General features: G+C 36.1%; 6 protein-coding genes. 1 reads left to right on the top strand and 5 read right to left on the bottom strand.

Annotation, left to right across the window (positions count from 1 at the left end; genetic code table 11):
* From IC221_RS23105 to IC221_RS23095, 3 genes are read right to left on the bottom strand one after another with little or no spacing between them, the layout of a single operon-like run.
* Positions 1–8976 (bottom strand): laminin G domain-containing protein, encoded by an 8976-nt coding sequence (locus IC221_RS23105; RefSeq protein WP_188171215.1) that lies wholly within the window; start codon positions 8974–8976, stop codon positions 1–3.
* A gap of 45 nt (positions 8977–9021) precedes the next feature.
* Positions 9022–10668, bottom strand: coding sequence for a RagB/SusD family nutrient uptake outer membrane protein (locus tag IC221_RS23100; protein WP_188171214.1), 1647 nt, complete (start codon positions 10666–10668; stop codon positions 9022–9024).
* An 11-nt stretch (positions 10669–10679) separates the two neighbouring features.
* Positions 10680–13799 (bottom strand): TonB-dependent receptor, encoded by a 3120-nt coding sequence (locus tag IC221_RS23095; protein ID WP_188171213.1) that lies wholly within the window; start codon positions 13797–13799, stop codon positions 10680–10682.
* A 1424-nt stretch (positions 13800–15223) separates the two neighbouring features.
* On the opposite strand from IC221_RS23095, the gene IC221_RS23090 reads away from it, so the two are divergent.
* Positions 15224–15481, top strand: coding sequence for a hypothetical protein (locus IC221_RS23090; protein WP_188171212.1), 258 nt, complete (start codon positions 15224–15226; stop codon positions 15479–15481).
* A 71-nt stretch (positions 15482–15552) separates the two neighbouring features.
* On the opposite strand, the gene IC221_RS23085 is transcribed toward IC221_RS23090, so the two are convergent.
* Together IC221_RS23085 and IC221_RS23080 are read right to left on the bottom strand one after the other, a co-directional pair.
* On the bottom strand, positions 15553–17607 hold the full coding sequence (locus IC221_RS23085) for a fibronectin type III domain-containing protein (protein WP_188171211.1): 2055 nt from the start codon (positions 17605–17607) through the stop codon (positions 15553–15555).
* Between the two features lie 594 nt (positions 17608–18201).
* A complete protein-coding gene (locus tag IC221_RS23080; RefSeq protein WP_188171210.1) occupies positions 18202–20463 on the bottom strand; it encodes a GH92 family glycosyl hydrolase in 2262 nt (753 codons plus the stop codon).
* Between the last annotated feature and the right edge of the window lie 61 nt (positions 20464–20524).

Raw genomic sequence — 20524 nt, 5'->3', positions numbered from 1 at the left:
TTATAAATACATTAGTTTCCTTGTAAATACATTTCCTTTTTGATCTACAATTCGAATGATATACAATTGGTTTTTATAAGTTGATGTGGAAATTGTGGATTGGTGTTGGTTAATATTGGCGGTCAATAGTTGTCTTGCCATTGCATCATAAAGTGTTAAGCTTGCAATAGGCAATCCTGCACCCTTATATTGAACCTGAAGGCCTTTTTTCGAAATAGTCACCTCCCAATCTGAATGAATAAATTCATTATCAATGGACAACACTTCATTAAAATCAAAAGTGGATTGTAGAATATTCATGGCCTCTCCTTTTTCTCCTTCTTTTAAGGTTGGATCATATTCATTGTGTAGGATTTGGTTATCTATGATGCTCCCTTCCTCGACGCAATTCGCCAAAATTCCCACCTTATTGTAATGGATTGTATTTTGTTTTAACCAAATATTTTTCAAGCCTTGAGCAGCACAATCTGCCGGCAAAGTTCCACACCATTCATCATTTTCATTACAGTTTTCTTTGGCCAATTTCATGACTAACATTTTAATAGTTGCAGCGTAATCATCCTCAATAAAAGTCTTATCAAACCCACAATTCGCAAAGATATTTTGTTGAATCAGAATATCATGTGCTAAGAAACCTTCTCCCCAATCTACTGCATTTTCCATTACTATACCACCCGTTGAAAGGTCTTCAAAACTATTGTTTTCAACAACGCCAAATGCACTTTGAATCAGCATTCCATATCTTCTCGCATTTCTAAAAATATTGTCTCTAAAAATAAAGGATTCCGTGGCAAAATCTTCATTGTATAAATGATCTGCACTTTGATGTATTCCTGTCTTTTGAACATTGATAGGGTTAGAAAGTGTGATGTTATAAGTACCGTCATCATTGTCATTCATAGAGAGAATAGTCACTCTTTCTATCACTTTTCCTTCTCTCGGATTAAAAGCCACTAAATGATTCCCGACCTCAAATTGTGAATTTACTTTCAATTCAATTGGACTCAATACTTCTAAAATATTGGCTCGACCGTGCTTCATATTGACTGCATCATCTGCATATCCTTCAAAAACACAACCCTGCACCCAAGGTCCCACTTTACTTCCTACAACATGAATCACATCGGCATTTGTACTGTGTACTCTACCTTCTTTAAGTAATACTCGACAATTGATCAAATTCACTTCTTCATTTTTAGACATACTATAGGCTCCTGCGGGACTCGCATAAATCGTCATATTTAAGAAGGTTACATCTTTACATTCCGTTGTTTTAGTAATCGTTTTCCCATTATTCCGAGCCATTTGTATGAAATAATCACCGATCTCAAAATTATCGATTTGAGAAGAAGACATCGTAATTGAGTAAATAGAATTGCCCAAAGCATTCCAACCATTGAGGTCTGTTTTAATCAAATTATCAACCCCCTCTTTCATAAGGCCCTCTTCATTTCTTATATATCCCCAAGATTGAGTGGCGTTTTTCATAAAATATTCCATTAATGATGGGAACCCTTTATCCATCTCAATTTCAATATGGTCATCGGCAATTGTGATTACTTTTCCCTGAGCAAAAGGTAAAATTTCATAGTCTACTTCAAAACCTTGAACTACAACATTGCGAGCGTTTCTCAATGCAATAAAACCTACTGTTGGGGATAAAATATTGATCTTTGTACCAGTTCCATCAAGGATAATATGAGACAGATCAGAGAGGTTAAAAAGATGAACTGCTTCTTCATTTTCAGGCAGGAGGTCATACGTTCCCTTACCAAATTTGACTCTGACAGGATTATCTGCTGAAGCGACTGCTACAGCAGTTTTTAAAGCTTCATTGATTGCTTCAAAATCATTACGATCATCATCTGCTTGTGCTCCAAAATCTACAACATCAATGGTAGTAACCGTTGAGAATGAAAGGAGTGGTTTGTTTCGTTTTTTTCTAAAAAATTCAGGTAAATCTCTGAAAGTAAATGTATCACTGGGGGACTCCTCTGATGAACCGCTTATGGTTACTTTAAATTTTTGTGTTCCTAAAAGTTCATACTCATTTGAATACACTTCGACCGTAATTTCTGAAACGCCATTTCCTACTTCATTTAATAGTAAAATTGATCCTTCTACTTGTGCTTTGACAACGTTGATATTGCTAGAAGTCACATTATAAATTAAGCCCTGATTTTCAATTGTAAAAAAGTCAGACATCTCAATAAAAGCAGTTCCAAACCCACCCGTCATGACTCTGTCCTCTACTACTATTTCCTCTTCTACACTTTTATTTCCTTCAAAAATATCTATCACTTCTTGAGCATTAAGTGCTCCTGTAAACCACCTGTAATCACTCATCTTGAGGTCAGCATTGAGTGCTACTTTGAAGTTTGCCCCCTTTACTGTATTCACACTTTCAAATCCTTCCCATGGGGAAATAATTACATTTTCAGGCTTACCATCAATGTATATTTTTATATCATTCAATGTCTCTCCTTCAGTGACCACTGCAACGTGATGCCACTCACTTATAAAATCAAAAGCTTTCTCCGTCTCCACATAACTTGATTCATAAACAGGACTTCCATCCGCATCTTCATAACTATTGTAAAATAAAGAGACTCTAATTTTATTATTGGCCCTATAAACGATATTGAACTGTCCCGCTCCAGCCTCTCCATAGCTCGTTAAAATAGATTGCTTTGTTTCATTGGCTTTGAACCAAGTCGTCATCGAACGTTTTTGACTTCCTAAAACCCCTTCGTAATCTTCTATTTCTAAAGTGCCCACTTTAAAATTCATTACTTCCCCTCTTTCTTGATCCACATAACCTTTGGAATAAGAACCTCTCATAATTGCTGTCCTATGGTAATCCGAATAATCATAAGGGTCTCCCGGTAAATCAGCAGGTTCATCAAATCGGTAATTGACTTGTAGCTCAGGTTTTTCCTTATACTTCCCAATGTCTACAATAAAATGTATAGAAACTGGCGCTGCCGGGTTGTAATTCAAATCGCCCCATTGTGTTGCTGTAATGCTTACTTTTCCATATCCTACAATCTTTGCAATGCTCCCATCAATCTGAATAATACCTTCATCTGACGACTTAAAACTAACTTCCAAACCAGAAGTGGAAGTGGCTTCTAATCGAAATTCAGGTTCTCCATAAGTCTTATCTTCAATAGGTTGAAAAGTAATCCACTGCTCTTGTTTCGGAATAAAAAATTTTATCTCTTCATCATCCAAAGCTCTATTATAAAGCCTAAAATCGCTATAATAACCCGTATATTTATTCGCTAAAGAAAAAGTTGCTGCCCCTGTATTGATAAGATTATTATTTCCTGACAAAGTAGTTGTGGCGAGGTCTGTATTAATGTAAATTTTCACCTCTTCTAAAGTACTATTCTCTTCTATCACGACTTGAAGGAGATTCCACTGATTTTCTTGAATTTGATCATAAACGGAGGTCGTAATATTTCCTCCAGCGACAAACTTGACTTGACCAGTAGGTAGCACTTGTAATGAAATATTTGTAGCCTCTTCCTCTTCGATTGTGATGCCCTGATAGAGAAGTGTTTTTTGTTCTGTTAAATCTGTAGGTTTGATCCACATGGAGTAAGTTCGGGCTGCAGTTCCTACTACACCCGGAAAATTGGTATCGCCTTCCTTAAACATCAAACTTCCACTTTGAATTGGAATATCAGTAAACAAGACATTCTCTCTTTCTTCATCATTGGCACCAATCTGTACAATCGCTACTTCTTCTACTTCAACCTCCAATGAGACTTCTTTCAGCAAACCTTGGTTTGTAAAAGTGTTTTCTCCTTGTGCCTCATCGAAAGCAAACCATAAAATTGGTTCTTCCGCAGGGGCAATCTCCTTAATGGCTTCTTTTACAAGAATTACCTTCTCTTCCACCACTCCAAATGAAGAAGCCGTTAAGATAACCTCTCCTTCCATCATGCCCATTAGTTGCCCTTCCAATAAAAAGGCAACCTCTTCTTTATCGATTGAATAATCAACAGGTAAGTTCGAGCTTGTTGACACATTAATATCAATAGATTCTCCCACATTAATCTCTGATGGCATTTCAAAAACAATATGGTGCATAAAAACCGTTGAAGCATATAAATTGATTGCTTCCTCTTCACTTATCGCTCGTTCGTAATATTTGAAATCACTGAATAATCCCCAGAATTTATTGGCAATTGCAAATGTTGCAGGGGCTGTATTTAAAACACGATCATTGGTTACCTCCGTTTCGGCGAGCGTTCCATTAATGTATAGCTGAATGTCAGACAACATCGCTTCATTAGGAATAGAAACCACAATATGATTCCATTGATTTTCAATAAAATGATACGCTTCGGTTGTGACGATATTTCCTCCAGCAACTAATTTTATAGTACCTGTCGGTAATACTTGAACACTTAAAGAGGTCTTTTCTCCTTCGTCGATACCGGCATAAAAGATTGTATTAAATTCAGATAAATCATTAGGTTTAATCCAAACGGAGTAGGTTCTTGCATCTGTTCCGGTTACTCCCGAATAATTTCCTCCGTTTTCTTTAAAAATAAGACTTCCGGTCCCTTGCTCCATACTCACACCCAACACTTGACCTTTATCTTCATCAAAAACACCTAAAGCAATCTCTGCTCCGCCTGATTCATTGGCGAATAAACTCACTTCTGAAAGTACACCTGTATTGATAAAAGTGGGGTCATATACATTTTCTGAAAAAGCGAAATCCAACAACGGTTCCTCTTCTGGTATGTAAGGTGTGATTGTCAGTTGATGAGAGGAGGTTACTCCAAAAGAAGTCGCTTCAATGATCACTTCACCTTCTTCTAAAGCAGTCAAGTTTCCTTCCTCAATTTTTATTTTTGTAGGATCCGAAATACTATATTCAACCTCTAAATTGGAAGAAGTACTGATCATAAAATCAACCGTTTCTCTAACGGCCAACGTGCTTGGCAAATTGAAATTAATACGATGCATGAAAACCGTCGAAGCATACAAATCGATTGCTTCCTCTTCACTTATCGCTCGTTCGTAATATTTGAAATCACTAAATAATCCCCAGAATTTATTGGCGATTGCAAACGTTGCAGGGGCTGTATTTAATAGGCGATCATTGGTTACAATCGTTTCGGCGAGTGTTCCATTAATGTATAGCTGAATGTCAGACAACATCGCTTCATCAGGAATAGAAACCACAATATGATTCCATTGATTTTCAATAAAATGATACTCTTCGGTTGTGACTATATTTCCTCCAGCAACTAACTTTATAACACCTATCGGTAATACTTGAACACTTAAAGAGGTCTTCTCTCCTTCTTCAATACCGGCATAAAAGATAGTATTAAACTCAGACAAATCATTAGGTTTTATCCAAGCGGAATAGGTTCTTGCATCTGTTCCCGTCACTCCAGAATAATTTCCTCCATTTTTTTTAAAAATGAGACTTCCGGTTCCTTGCTCCATACTCACCCCCAACACTTGACCTTTATCTTCATCGAAAGCACCTAAAGTGATTCCTGCTCCACCTGATGTATTGGCTGATAAACTCACTTCTGAAAGGACACCTGTATTGATAAAAGTAGGGTCATAAACATTTTCTGAAAAAGCGAAATCCAACAACGGTTCCTGTTCTGGAATATAAGGTGTGATTGTCAGTTGATGAGAGGAAGTTACCCCAAAAGAAGTCGCTTCAATGATCACTTCACCTTCTTCTAAAGCAGTCAATTTCCCTTCTTCAATTTTTATTTTTGTAGGGTCTGAAATACTATATTCAACCTCCAAATTGGAGGAAGTGCTGATCATAAAATCAACCGTTTCTCTAACGGCCAACGTACTTGGCAAATTGAAATTAATACGATGAGTAAAGATTGTTGAAGCATATAAATCGATTGCTTCCTCTTCACTTATCGCTCGTTCGTAATATTTGAAATCACTGAATAATCCCCAGAATTTATTGGCAATTGCAAACGTTGCAGGGGCTGTATTTAAAACACGATCATTGGTTACCTCCGTTTCGGCGAGCGTTCCATTAATGTACATCTGAATGTCAGACAACATCACTTCATTAGGAATAGAAACCACAATGTGATTCCATTGATTTTCAATAAAATGATACGCTTCGGTTGTGATGATATTTCCTCCTGCAACTAATTTTACAGCACCTGTCGGTAATACTTGAACACTTAAAGGGGTTTTCTCCCCTTCTTCAATACCGGCATAAAAGATAGTATTCAACTCAGACAAATCATTAGGTTTAATCCAAGCGGAATAGGTTCTTGCATCTGTTCCGGTTACTCCCGAATAATTCCCTCCGTTTTCTTTAAAAATAAGACTTCCGGTTCCTTGCTCCATACTCACACCTAACACTTGACCTTTATCTTCATCAAATGCACCTAAAGTGATTCCTGCTCCACCTGATGTATTAGCGAATAAACTCACTTCTGAAAGTACACCTGTATTGATAAAAGTAGGGTCATAAACATTTTCTGAAAAAGCGAAATCCAACAACGGTTCCTGTTCTGGAATATAAGGTGTGATTGTCAGTTGATGAGAGGAAGTTACCCCAAAAGAAGTCGCTTCAATGATCACTTCACCTTCTTCTAAAGCAGTCAATTTCCCTTCTTCAATTTTTATTTTTGTAGGGTCTGAAATACTATATTCAACCTCCAAATTGGAGGAAGTGCTGATCATAAAATCAACCGTTTCTCTAACGGCCAACGTACTTGGCAAATTGAAATTAATACGATGAGTAAAGATTGTTGAAGCATATAAATCCACTGCTTCCTCTTCACTTATCGCTCGTTCGTAATATTTGAAATCACTGAATAATCCCCAGAATTTATTGGCGATTGCAAACGTTGCAGGGGCTGTATTTAAAACACGATCATTGGTTACCTCCGTTTCGGCGAGCGTTCCATTAATATACAGCTGAATGTCAGACAACATTGCTTCATTAGGGATAGAAACCACAATATGATTCCATTGATTTTCAATAAAATGATACGCTTCGGTTGTAACTATATTTCCTCCTGCAACTAATTTTATAGTACCTGTCGGTAATACTTGAACACTTAAAGAGGTCTTCTCTCCTTCTTCAATACCGGCATAAAAGATAGTATTCAACTCAGACAAATCATTAGGTTTAATCCAAGCGGAATAGGTTCTTGCATCTGTTCCGGTTACTCCCGAATAATTCCCTCCGTTTTCTTTAAAAATAAGACTTCCGGTTCCTTGCTCCATACTCACACCTAACACTTGACCTTTATCTTCATCAAATGCACCTAAAGTGATTCCTGCTCCACCTGATGTATTAGCGAATAAACTCACTTCTGAAAGTACACCTGTATTGATAAATGATGTAGCTTCATTCTCTTCTGAAAAAGAAAAATCAAGCAGAGGATCGACCTCCGGAATATATTGAGTAACCAAGAGTTCCCTTGTGACTTCAATGGCTTCTTTATACCTATCATTCCCCAATTGGGATGCTTTTATCACTGTTTCTCCAGCTCCTACTATTGTCAATGTTGAACCCTCTACTATCCCTACATCAGGGTTTGAACTTTCAAAAGTCACCTCCAATCCAGAGCTTGTTGTAGCAGATAGTTCAATGCTTTCTGTTCGTGTATCAACGGTAGGAAGAGCCTCAAAAGTGATGGTTTGATTGAATTTAACTTCTTCAAAATCAGCCTTTACTTCTTCCTCTGACAGTGCTCCTTTGTATACTTTATAACTATTAAAATAGCCTTGGGTTGCATTTGTAATTCTAAAATCACCCGCCAAAGTAGTATTAATCGCTGTTACAGTGGCATTTGTTAGATCAATGTCTTTTTCAACTCCATCAATATATATTTTCACATCATCAACTGTCTCCCCGTTAGTGATTATAGCGATGTGCCTCCATACTGAAAAGTCGATCTCCTCATTGACAGCTAAGTAGCTACCTCCTTGTTCGGAACTGTAAAAATTATAGAATCTGAAAGAGTTGTTATTTCTAATCTGAAGATCAAACTTATTATTTTCAGCCCCATAATAGCTTAGTTTGTCTGTAGTACCAGCATCCTCTTTTTGTTTGTACCAAAATAAGATTGTTCTTGGCGTTACACCTTCCACTCCTCTAAAACCTGAGGCTGTAATTACAGCACCATCTGCAGATAGCACACTCCCCAAATCCACATCATCAAAACCGATAGTAGGTACTCCGGAAAGCACCGAAAAGGCATAATCGTTAGAGCTTCTATCAGACAAAACTGATTCATTTGTGACTACATCAAGCAGTAGTTCCTTTTGACCAAAAACATTAAATACCTCGACAAAATCTAAATGCTTATCATAGTACCTAAAGTCTGCTATATCAGCTGTCAAAGTGCCAAAAATCTTAAAAACACCGGTATTGGTATTGATGATATTGTTGGTCCCACTAGTGCCTACGGTAGTAGGCATTCCATTGATATAAAATTCAACATCATGAATGCCTATCGCTTCTTTTAAAGTAACCGTAACATGAGCCCATTGATCCACTTCCAATATAGTTTGTGCGGCCACCCAGTTCCCTCCATTATCAGCCAGTTTAATTTTACCTTGATTGGTCAATTGCAATGTAAAAATAGTTCCACTTCCAGCACCCGTATAAATGAGGCTTTGGGTTCCTGTAAGTACTTTAGGTTTGATCCAAAAAGAAAATGATCGAGCAGCATTACCATTAGCAATAGGATAATTTGTGCCTTCTAAAGTCTTGAATGTAATTCCCTGATTACTCGACACAACATTCACAAAAGCTGCCCTTTGTTCATCCGATTGCTGATAAGTGAAACCACCCAAATCGTTAAAAATAATGTTGGTTTCCGTTCCAGTGTTATTAGGCGTAGCTTGATCAAATAATAGCTGAATAATAGGATCGCTTTGTGCCATTCCTTTCAGTGGAATTAACAAAATCAAAATGCCTATAAATTTTTGTAATAGTTTCATTTAAATGTCTTGTAATAGTTGGTCAAAATAGAACGAGCCCTTTGCTTAATAGCCCGAATTTTGAGTCAGATTAGTATTTAGTATTAATTCCGTGGAAGGTATTGGCAGCCAAATTTTATAAGTGGAGAAATTACTTTTCAATAGCTGCATTTGTGATTGAAAACCACTCCCTTCCAATGTTAAACCATTAATAGTCTCTTCCATAATTCCCCATCGAATCAAGTCCAGCTTTCTCCATCCCTCATAGCATAATTCACGGGAACGTTCTGCTCTAATTTCTTCCATGACATCATACTTTTTATAAGTAAAAGTCAGTTCATTGGTTAGTTGTTCATCACCGTTTGCCGCTCTCCTTCTCACCTCTCTCAGGTAGTTTCGAGCAATCGTTTCATTAGCGTTAACCTTTACTTCATATTCTGCCTGCATCAATAAAATATCTGCATATCGTATCAATTGGAAATTGCAAGGGCTTGCCCAAGGTTCAAGCGGATAAGAACCCGGAACTGGCTGTCTCCATTTCCCCACACTGATATTGGTTTTGGATGGATTAATTGGAGTAGGCATAAAGTATTCCACTCCAAAGAAATTCTCTTTTGTCGATTGATTTGTGATATTGCCAGTCACGTTGTTTTGAAAACGACCGTCTTTTGAATGGTATTGATTGATTAATTCTACGCTTGGTCGAACAATGCCATACCCTCCTCCATTTGTATTAATATTACCTTGGGGAATGAACCCATTCACATAAATCATGATGACATCTTGGTTATTCGTTGCTTCCACTCCAAACAACACTTCTCCATACGTTTCTTGATTGGTTTCCGCCCTAAACAAGTGGATATAGTTTTCTACCAACTGTTTCTGACCAATAATTGCTGAATTGATCTCATACCCTTTTTGATAGTACCTCTCGCTTTCTACCCAATCCAATGTGTTGATTTCCGTAGAATGATAGCGATCAATATTGTTTTCTTTTGCGGAAGCAAGGTACAAGTACATTTTAGAAAGGTACCCTGCCGCCGACCATTTATCGGCTCTACCCGCTTTAGCATTTTGAAGCGGTAAATTTTGATAGGCAAAAAGTAGATCTTCTTCAATTTGAGAATACACTTCTTCCAATGACGCTCTACTTAATGAATCAGCATCACTTCCATTAGAAGATTTAATAATCGGAACTCCTCCGTACAGCCAAGCTAGATATTGATAATAAATTCCTCTGAGAAATCGTGCTTCTGCAATTTGTTCTGTCTTTCTTATCTCCCCCTCAAATTCTATAGCTTCAATTTTAGCTAAAAAGAAATTAGCTCTTTTGATTCCCGCATAAAAGAAAAGCCATGCTTCCCTCCCCATAACGTCTGAATCATTGTAAGTGTACGTCAAATAAGGCTGAAACAAAACTTGATTGGAGTTAGGCACCGTCTCATCCGTTCCACCATTCAATAAATACAGCATGTTTCTTCTGAAAGTAGCCGCATTTCCTTCGCCATTTACATCACTCGCATTCAGAATATTGTAAATTCCCGTCAAAGCCGTTTCTGCACTCAATGAATCAACAATTAAAAACTCAGGGTCAATTTTAGATTTTGGAGGCACTTCTAAAAAATCATTACATGAAGTCATACACAACAAAAATGTAAATCCAAATAGGAATGAAGTGAAGGTATTGACGTTTATAAGTATCTTCTGTTTCATTGTTTGCTGCTTTATAGATTTACGTTGACGCCTAAAGTGATTGTGGTTGCTCTTGGGTAGCCAATTCTATCCAATCCCGTCATGACTGTATTATTAAAACTCACTTCAGGATCATAACCCGAATACTCCGTCCATACAAAAAGGTTATCAGCTACCCCGTAAACCCTTATATTTTTTACATTCATCGTCTCCAAAAATGGACCGCTAAAAGTATAACCCAATGAGATATTTTGTAATCGAATAAAGGAAGCATCCTCCACATAATAAGACGAAATATCTTTTGCACCTGCATTGCCTAGCTTTCCGTGGGTATTGGACGCATTATCTTCCGTCCATCTGTTTTCCCAATATTCCTGCGTCACATTATTGATGTGTTGTACACCTAAACCACCTTCATATCGAAACCGTCCTGCATTGTAAACATCATTTCCATAAGACCATCGGAAAAGAAGGCTCAAGTCAAATCCTCCGTACTTAAAAGTATTTGAAAAACCTCCATAATGTTGGGGAACACTTTGGGAAATCACTGTTTTATCATTGCTGGAATTCACCACACCATCACCATCCAAATCTTTGTATTTGAAATCTCCGGGTTGAACATTTCTTCCTGCCATACTGACCACCCCTTCTTTTAAAGCTCCATCGGAAGTAAAATCATCCGTCTGATAAACACCATCAAACACATAACCATAAGCTGTACCGATGGATTCGCCCACAATCAACCTTCCCATATCAGTCATATAACCTCCGGGAATAAGAAAAGGAATTTCATCAACTCCACCTAAGTCCAATATTTTATTTTGGTTAAAAGTGATATTGATATTCGAACTCCATTGGAATTTTTTCTTGTCGATATTGATCGTATTCAGAGACAATTCAAGCCCTTTATTTTCCACTGCACCGATGTTTTGCCACTGCTTAGCTTGACCACTGACACCTGTAACATTAGCGTACAACAACAAATCTGAAGTTTTCTTATAGTAAACATCTGCAGTAATGTTAATTCGATCTTCTAAAAAGCCCAAATCTACCCCAACGTCATGCTGCCAAGTTGTTTCCCATTTGAGATCTGAAGAAGCCTCATAAAGTGGTGCAAAACCTTTGTCAATTGTTCCTCCATTGCCATAGTCTGCAGATGATGCATAACTATAGGCGACATCGGTGGGAATACGGTCATTGCCTGTTGCCCCTGTACTTACTCTCAATTTGGCAGTGCTGATAACGGTATTAATATTTTTCATAAATGCCTCCTCTCCCAATTGCCAAGCCAATGCTGCTGAAGGAAAAAAGCCCCACTTATGATTCAAGAATTTTGAAGATCCGTCTGCTCTATAAGAAAGTGTAAAAAGATATTTTTTATTGAACGTATAATTTAATCTTCCTAAAGCGGACATTCTCGTATTGACTTGTCTATTGGAATACGGCGTTTCTACATTTTGGGCAAAACCTAAGTCATCTACACCTACCACTTCATTGACATAGCCAGAAGTTTTGATTAAGCTACTTTTAAATTCGTATTGTTCTATATCAAATGCCGCTTGTGCATTGACGTTATGTTTCCTTCTAAAATTATTATTGTAAGTCAGTATATTTCTGAGAAAAGTAGAGGCTGCATTGTTATTTCTTATGATTCCCTTTCCATTCGCCACTCTACCCCAACTCGTATTTTTACCATAAAATTCCCTTCCTTCAGAGAGTACTCTATTGGTACCGACAGTCGCTCTTAAACGTAATTTCTTTGTGAAATTCAGTTGCATGTAAGCCGTGGCTAAAAAGCGGTTCATTTCCACGTTTTTGTAGGCATCGGTCAGCATAGTATAAGGAGAAGTTAAGCCACCCGTTTCATATCCTTCAAGATCTAAACTAGGGTCAATTAAAATGGGATTTAAGAGAACGATCGCTTGTGTGATTCCATTAAAATCACCGTTCCCTCCATTCAGTGCGGCTCCATTATTATTGGAATTTGAAAATTGGAGATTCCCTCCTAACTGCACGGATTTATTGGCTTTTTGATGAACATTAATACGCCCTGTAATTCTATCATACCCTGTCCCTTTAATAATTCCTTGTTGGTCTAAATAAGAAAAGGAGGAAGCATAATTAAATCCTTTTCCTCCTCCATTAAAAGAGATATTATAATTTTGAATAGGAGCTTGAACAAATGCCTCATCTTGCCAATTGACCATCATGGAGTCGGGAAATGTTCTCGGCACTCTTATTCCATCAATCTCTTCTCCGTATAAAGTGGAATTAGGATTCCGTTCAAAACGCATAGCAGCATAAGTATTTCCATCTAAAACATTCAGCCTTTTGGAGGCATGTGATACGCCATGTGATACATCTAAATTGATATTAAACTTACCCTCTTGCCCTTTTTTGGTAGTGATGATCATAACACCATTTGCTCCCCTCGATCCATAAATTGCGGTTGCAGATGCATCTTTCAACACTTCAACTGAAAGTATATCACTTGGGTTAATGGATGACAAAGGATTGTAAGATTGGGTCGAACCGAAATCACCCGAAGCCACTTCTCCATCGTTGACTTCAATCTGTACGCCATCCACTACATACAATGGTTGAGAGTTCATACTCAAGGAGTTTTTTCCTCTGATATTTATATTCACTCCTGCTCCCGGTTCTCCCGATTGAGAGACTATTTGTACTCCGGAGGCTCTTCCTTGCATTGCTTCCATAAAAGAAGTCGCCTTACTTTTAGTGATTTCCTCACCATGTACCGAACCTACAGCTCCGGTAAGATCTTTCTTTTTGACTTTTGCACCATACCCAATCGCTACGACTTCCACTTCCTCCAATGTGGTATTGTCAGTAAGCAGCTGTACATTAATTGTAGTTTGGTTTCCAACCTGAATTTCTTGTGTTTTATAACCAATGAACGAATAGATCAGAACGTCTTTACTATTCGTCACTTTAATTTTATATTTTCCATCAAAACCAGATATTGTTCCTTCGGGTGCTCCCTTTACCTTGATATTGACACCAGGAATCGATACTCCTCCTTCTCCTTTTACGGTTCCATCAATCGTAATTTGAGCAGAGACAGTTTTAATAACGAACAGATAAAATAATATGAAAAAGAATAGTTTACCTACTTTGATGTTAGTTATCATAATTACTTCAATTTAGAGAAGAACTCACAAGAAGAGCATTTAGTCTACAAAGAGTGTAGTTGAAAAAAGTACTTGGTAAATGTTTGTTTGAATGAAATATATATTTATTCTTTCAAGCCCATGAAAGAATTGAAAACGTTAATATAAAATATTCAAATGATTTTATCACACTGTTTCTAATACAAATATTTTGTATTGGGGTGTATATTTTGAAATATCAAATTGCACTATTATAAAAGAGAGATTTTAAACTCGCTTTGCCCAGACAAAAAATGCTATAAAAATTCGCAAACTTAGTTTAACATTTTTGAGAACAAGTGACACAATAATTGTACTTATCCATTATATTGAGTAGCCTATTATTACAATAAAGACCGTTTTATTATAAAAATATAAAATCGCCCTCAAATTTTATTTGAAATAAATTAGCCAACAATATTTGACAAAAAACAACTATTTACTCCTTTTAAGCATAAAAAATTGTACAAATCAGCCAATAACTGTTCAAAATAAGTCACAAAACAAAAAGTAACAGTATTTGACTGTTATGTTCTTAACAATGTTAAACAAAAAAACGACCTTTAGATTGTGTAATTAAAATAGCAATTAACAAAGACTAAAACGAATTCACATTTATCATATAATTAAAGTAAAAGTGATGGTATATCACAACGTTGTGGTGTTTATGCCTTATAATTCGACTGATTTATTTTAACAACTAAATTGTAAACAGGTTTAGATGTGACTACCTTAATATAGGTGTAAAGAACTCGCTTTACACCTATTTTTTTAAAAATATAATTTTCTCTTGCATGATGATTTAGACTGATGACAGCATGTATTGTAAGAGTATGAATATAAAATAAAGTTAGGCTAATGTATCTATAAAATATGTTTAATATGAAGAGTTTTCAAAATACTATTTAAACTAAAAAAGGTGTTGAACCGCTCTAGTTGAAATAATAGTGATAAAGTAAAAGTGATAGGGTCACTGTAGTTGATTTAATTATATAATACAAATAAAGTGATGTACGTATTGTTAATCTTAATTTTTGAAAAATTAAATAGCAATATTGCATTTAATTATTGTACAATTTAAAGTTATTATCTTTTTATTTGTAAATTTGCGACCATCAGTACGGTGACATAAAGTGATTACTTTTTAGTCTGTTAGCACTAAATAAAAGAACAGAATTTTTTACTCTACTACAAATATACTTTTAATAGTTATGGACGTTTTCAAACGAAATTCAAACCATGATGTTAAAAACATAGATCTTCTTTGTTCATTTCTTGCAGGTATGAATATTGTTGGAATTTTTGTTTTTAATATAATTTTTAGTTCAATAATTACATATTTCTTAATTTGTATTATTGGAGGTTCTTTACTTTCCTCTTATTTAATAAAAAAGAAATATATATACTTGAGTCAAATTTCAATTCAGAATGATCAACTCATCTTTGAAAAGAAAAAATTATTCGTGACTCAAAAATATTCTTTTGATATCGATAAGGTTAAAATGAGTAGAACTTATTATTCTTTGATTCTGAGATGTTACCAATCAGATGATAAGAAGAAACAGTTTAAGATCTCTTCTAGGGAGTGGAGCGATATTGAGACCATTGAAAGGCTCATTATGAATGCAAAATATGGAGAAGAATCTACATTATTAAGGGCATAAAAGAACCCCCATAATAGCTATTTACTATTACAGGGGCTTATGCATTATAGTACAGATGATTTAATGTTTCTTTAGTTGAAGATCAGTTTCTTCGAAAGGCTCTTTCCTTCTGCATTGACTTGAATAACATACATTCCCTTTGGTAAGGTCAGATCAAAAGATGTACCCAACACCTTGCTTTCCTTTACAATATTACCTAGCAGGTTATACACTACATAAGAGTTGGCGTTAACGCCTAGTTCAATTTTCATCGTCTGAAATGTAGGGTTAGGGTAGGCATTAATGCTAATACCGTCATCTGATAATGAAGCAATTATTCCTGATGAAGTGGTAAATGTAAAAATCTCACTGTATTCTGACGATAACTGATCTTCTTTGGTGATTGACCTTACCTCAACGATGTATTCTTTTTCAGGTAATAACCCCACTAAGTCAAAAGACAAGTCTTCCGTTTGATACCAACGACCAAATACGTTTATCTCATAAATTAGCCCTTTATGCTTTTCAATTTCCCATGAAATTGTTGCAGAAGTAGAAGTGATATTATTGACCTTTAGATTGTAGGGAATAAGGGGTACAATGGGGCCTTCTGTTGCTTGAAGTATTTCAACTGGAGTCGAGGATTTACCAGAATAATCGTAAGCTACAATGGTGAATTTATACTCCGTGTCCATCTGTAACCCTGTAAAACGATAGCTTGTGAGAGTGGTAATGATTGGTTCTTGATCGTCAATTGTAACGGTATAATATTCTATACCTCCATCATCAATAGATGCATCCCATTCTAATTCCAATGCAATATCCAAGACTTCACTAAAACGTATATTCTCTGGGACCTCTGGGGCATTTGTGTCATTCATGATTTGCTCAATACTTACCTTTCCATCGAGTTGATAAGCACCCAAGTCAATGGAAGTTGATAGTTTTGAGCGTAACATTCCAAGCTGATCTATAATATAGTCATGTTCTTCGTGAGGTAAATATAATGATGGATCTCCATAACCTGCCGCTAAACTTGATGCTTCAAAAGTGACTACACCTCGCTCATCTATCTCATTTAATAGTAATTGAGGAGTATCTAATCCTTCCCCACCATATAATACTCTATTGTCAGTAACAACATCTTCTGTCATTCCACTCACAAAATACCCTATGATAGAGGAGTTAATTTCTACTTTATTATAATCTATAAAATTAATATCTGACGGATCTCCATTTCCATCTGCATCCACTTTACTGACATTTCCAAAAATTATAGAGTTGTTGATGATAAAATCATGGTTGAAGTTGGTACTCTTCAAACCCCCTCCGTTTGTGACTGATTTGACGTTGCCATTGGCGGTAATCGTTACATTGTCAAAACGTGTTGATGAAATTTCTTCCGAAACTACATTAATAGCTCCGGCATGAAGAGCGGCTCTATTACCATAAATTGTAGTATTTCTAAGATGAGAAAAGACCTTGCCATTTAAGAAAATAGCTCCGCCGTGTCTATCACATTTATTGTCTTTGATAAGTGTCTCATAAATATTGAGAGTGGAGGTATTCCCACCGTTTCCGGCAACCAAAGCACCTCCGTTACTCTTTCCTCCAAACCCTTCATTTCCTATTAGATGACATGATACAATACTGGCTTTTCCTTCAATTGCTACGGCAATCGCTCCACCATCAGCTGTCGTGGTGTTATTCTCAAAAATACATTGCTCTATTGTTACGCTTCCTGTACCTTCAATTAATACTGCTCCTCCATCTTGTTCTTGATCTATGAAAAGGCCATTACCATTTCTGAACGTAATATTTTTCACCTCGAGAAATGCCCCTTCTACTGTATTGTTATAATTAAAAAACTTCGTGGCTCCGGCAGCATCTATAACAGCATCATTTTGACCAATGATATATAAATTTTTCTCTATGGTAAAGGCTTGTGTATGCATCAAAGCTCCATCTACAATAATAGAATCTTCATTGGAAGATAAATCATAGGCTGTATTTAGATCCGCTACCGCTGTTGCTAAAGTAGTCCCGTCGTTTGTGTTATCTCCATCGCTCTTCACGTAGACCTTTGTAGCGTAAAGATGCGTGAAAGAGAGCAACATAGTGAACAGTAATAGTATATTTCGTTTCATAAAATAATTTCTGTTTTTAAGTTCATTTCATCACGTACAATTAATGAGTATAAAGTTGAATTTCATCTCAAAATTTTCACTAATACAGCATTAATTTGGGGTTAATTGAAGCTGATTCGCTCCATTTCTATTAAAAAATATGCTTGAGAGCATTTCTGATTAAAAAAGTAATGTACATCAAAATAAGCATTTTTTAATTCAAAAGTGGTCAATCAATGATAAGATTGATTAGAATAGTACTGCATTGTAAACTAAATTATCTTCAACTTTCAATAGGCCTTTCTGTAAGCATTTATAGGATCTACTTTCAAGCTTCCTTCTTCTTCATTTTTCCATTGATGAAAAACGAAGCAAAAAATCTAGGCTTAGAAGTCAAAAGCTAAATTCCATTTCTCTCGCCTAAATGATTTTAAACTCGCTAAAGCTCAAACAGCAAAATCATTTTTAACGGCTCAATACATGAAATTCTTAACGCTTTCCCCTTCAAGGCCGAGGGCATATTACCAAACTAATTGGATAGAAATCCTACTGGCACGAATGTTAAACGTAAGTGTCATTCATGTCTCACTGATCATCCGAAATGTACTGATTCCGTTACATCAAACCACTCCATTGGGTACCCCATTTTTTGTTGGGTAATTTATCTAAAACCAACTCCAATTTCCCTCCTTTCATTATATCTTCATGTTTTATAAAAGGATTACGTAACTCTTTTCCATTTAAAAACGCTTTTTGAATGTATTTATTTTCTTTACTTGCTCCTTTGGCTATGATCACAAAAGTATTTCCATTTTGTAGCTCTATGGATGATTTTTCGAAAATAGGGCTTGTAATATCGTAATATGGTAAACCTGGTGTAACGGGGTAAATGCCCAAAGAAGTCATCACCACAAAAGCAGTCATTCCTCCCCCATCTTCATCGCCAGGAATTCCAAAAATATTGTCCTTGAACCATGTATCTAACAGGAACCTTGTTTTCTTTTGTGTTTTCCAAGGGGCTCCGAAATGATTGTAAAGGTAAGGAATATGAAAAGAGGGTTCATTTCCCATAGAAAACTGACCAACCATTCCTGTAGAGTTGGCTCCGTTGAGATAAAATGAGGCTTTTCGCATTCCTAAAGGCTCTCTGAATAGTTGGTCTAAGCGAGCTTCAGCTTTCTCTTTTCCTCCCAATAAACCAATCAAACCTGAAATATCCTGTTGTACATCCCAAGCGTAGGTCCATGCATTATTTTCATCAAAATAATTTCTGTAACCTAGTCCTCCTCCATTTTTAGGATCAATATTCACCCAATTTCCATCACTGTCTTTGGGCATAAAGAGCTTCAATTGATCATTCCATAAATTCTTATAATTCTTTGATATAGCATAAAAGTATTTAGCTTCTTTTTCTTTCCCCAAGTTTTCTGCGATTCCTGCTAAAGCCCAAAAATCAAATGACACTCCCAAAGTCACTGCTACAGGTTGTCTTTTTTCAAAATCATCTACATTTTTAATGGTATCTTTTTCTCCAATTTTCAAGGCTGGATAATAACCTTTTGTAAGGAAAAAATCATCAATATACCCCTTCTGATGTCCCTGCCTCCAAGGTAAGAAAGTACCTTCAGTAAGGTTTTTCTTGATCCCTTCATAAGCTTTTTCATGATCAAAATTATCAATCCCTTTGTTGACCGCATCTAAAATAATGGATGACGAATGATAGGAATTCATACACATGTGATTACCAAAAACCTGAGGAAAAGTAGGCATCCAACCACTGTGTTCATACATTTTCACATAGGAATTCACCATATCACCTTGCTGTCTAGGATTTAGAATCGTGCGTAAAGGATGAGTTGCTCTATAAGTATCCCACACCCAATCGTCAACGTAATAGGGTCTATTAGTAGAGTGTGATTTACCATCGTAGATATTAAAATAGGTACCATATTCATTGATGTCCACCATCCTTTCATAGGTGCGGTAAAGAGAAGTATAAAAGGTTCTTTTTTGGGCTTTCGTTCCACCTTTTACCTTGATTTGGTTGATGACTTTCTGCCATTCCAACTTAGCATCCTGTACCACTTCATCAAAACTTTTAGCACTGATTTCTTGGTCGAAGTTTTCTTTGGCTTGAGCTTTACTTACATAAGAAACAGCATATTTAAGGTATACCGTTTTCTTTTTTGGGCTTTCTGATTTTAACAATAAGAAAGCATCATCCGTATCAATATTTTCGAGCGGTTGGGGTTGATTTTTTTGATTGACAATTTTCAAGTATGCATACACTTGCATTGTCAATTTTTGAGCTCCAATTCCTCTTTGTTTATTCGTGATAGATTCTTGAAGGTAGTAAGTATTTTCATCTATCTGCTCAACTTTTAAAACCCCTTTCCCTTTAATTACCAACTGATTACTTCCCTTTGGAAAATCTACCTTGTAAATACCTGACTTTTTTGAGGGTGTAAAACTTACTCGGATATCTTCATCAATTAAATAAGATGTGAAATGCCATGGCTGATATTTTTCTAAATCATGATCAACAATCATTGCCTTATTTTGCAGTGAAAAATCATCTGTATATTTTCCTACTTTAATTTGAAATAAACCAGCATTTCTATGCATAAAAACATGCATTGGAAAGGCTTTAATTTCGTCTGATAAATAATCTTTTCTGATTGGAAAAGTACGGAGCATTTGGTTAGGCAAATGGGAGGTTGGATACGTAGGTACCAAAAAGGGAGCTACATTTCCGATGGTAGGGTCAATATAATCTACAAAGTCTTCTTCTTTTTGATTTTGAAAGCTTAGGCTTAAAAAACTAAGCATTGTTAGAAATAGAATTCCATTAACAATAACTTTTTTGTCAATCTTCATATCATTTAATCTAAAAAAATGATAGTAAGCTATTCGGTATACTGTCAACTAGATTCTCATC

Origin of the sequence: Flammeovirga sp. EKP202, assembly GCF_014534745.1 — a bacterium.
Taxonomy (GTDB): domain Bacteria; phylum Bacteroidota; class Bacteroidia; order Cytophagales; family Flammeovirgaceae; genus Flammeovirga.
Note: the sequence above shows the minus strand (reverse complement) of the source record. Positions and strands in the feature narration are given on the sequence as shown.

Bases quoted from the DNA above. Each gene is read 5' to 3' on its own strand.
- IC221_RS23080 (WP_188171210.1), bottom strand. From the start codon at position 20,463: ATGAAGATTGACAAAAAAGTTATTGTTAATGGAATTCTATTTCTAACA.
- IC221_RS23105 (WP_188171215.1), bottom strand. From the start codon at position 8,976: ATGAAACTATTACAAAAATTTATAGGCATTTTGATTTTGTTAATTCCA.
- IC221_RS23095 (WP_188171213.1), bottom strand. From the start codon at position 13,799: ATGATAACTAACATCAAAGTAGGTAAACTATTCTTTTTCATATTATTT.
- IC221_RS23085 (WP_188171211.1), bottom strand. From the start codon at position 17,607: ATGAAACGAAATATACTATTACTGTTCACTATGTTGCTCTCTTTCACG.
- IC221_RS23100 (WP_188171214.1), bottom strand. From the start codon at position 10,668: ATGAAACAGAAGATACTTATAAACGTCAATACCTTCACTTCATTCCTA.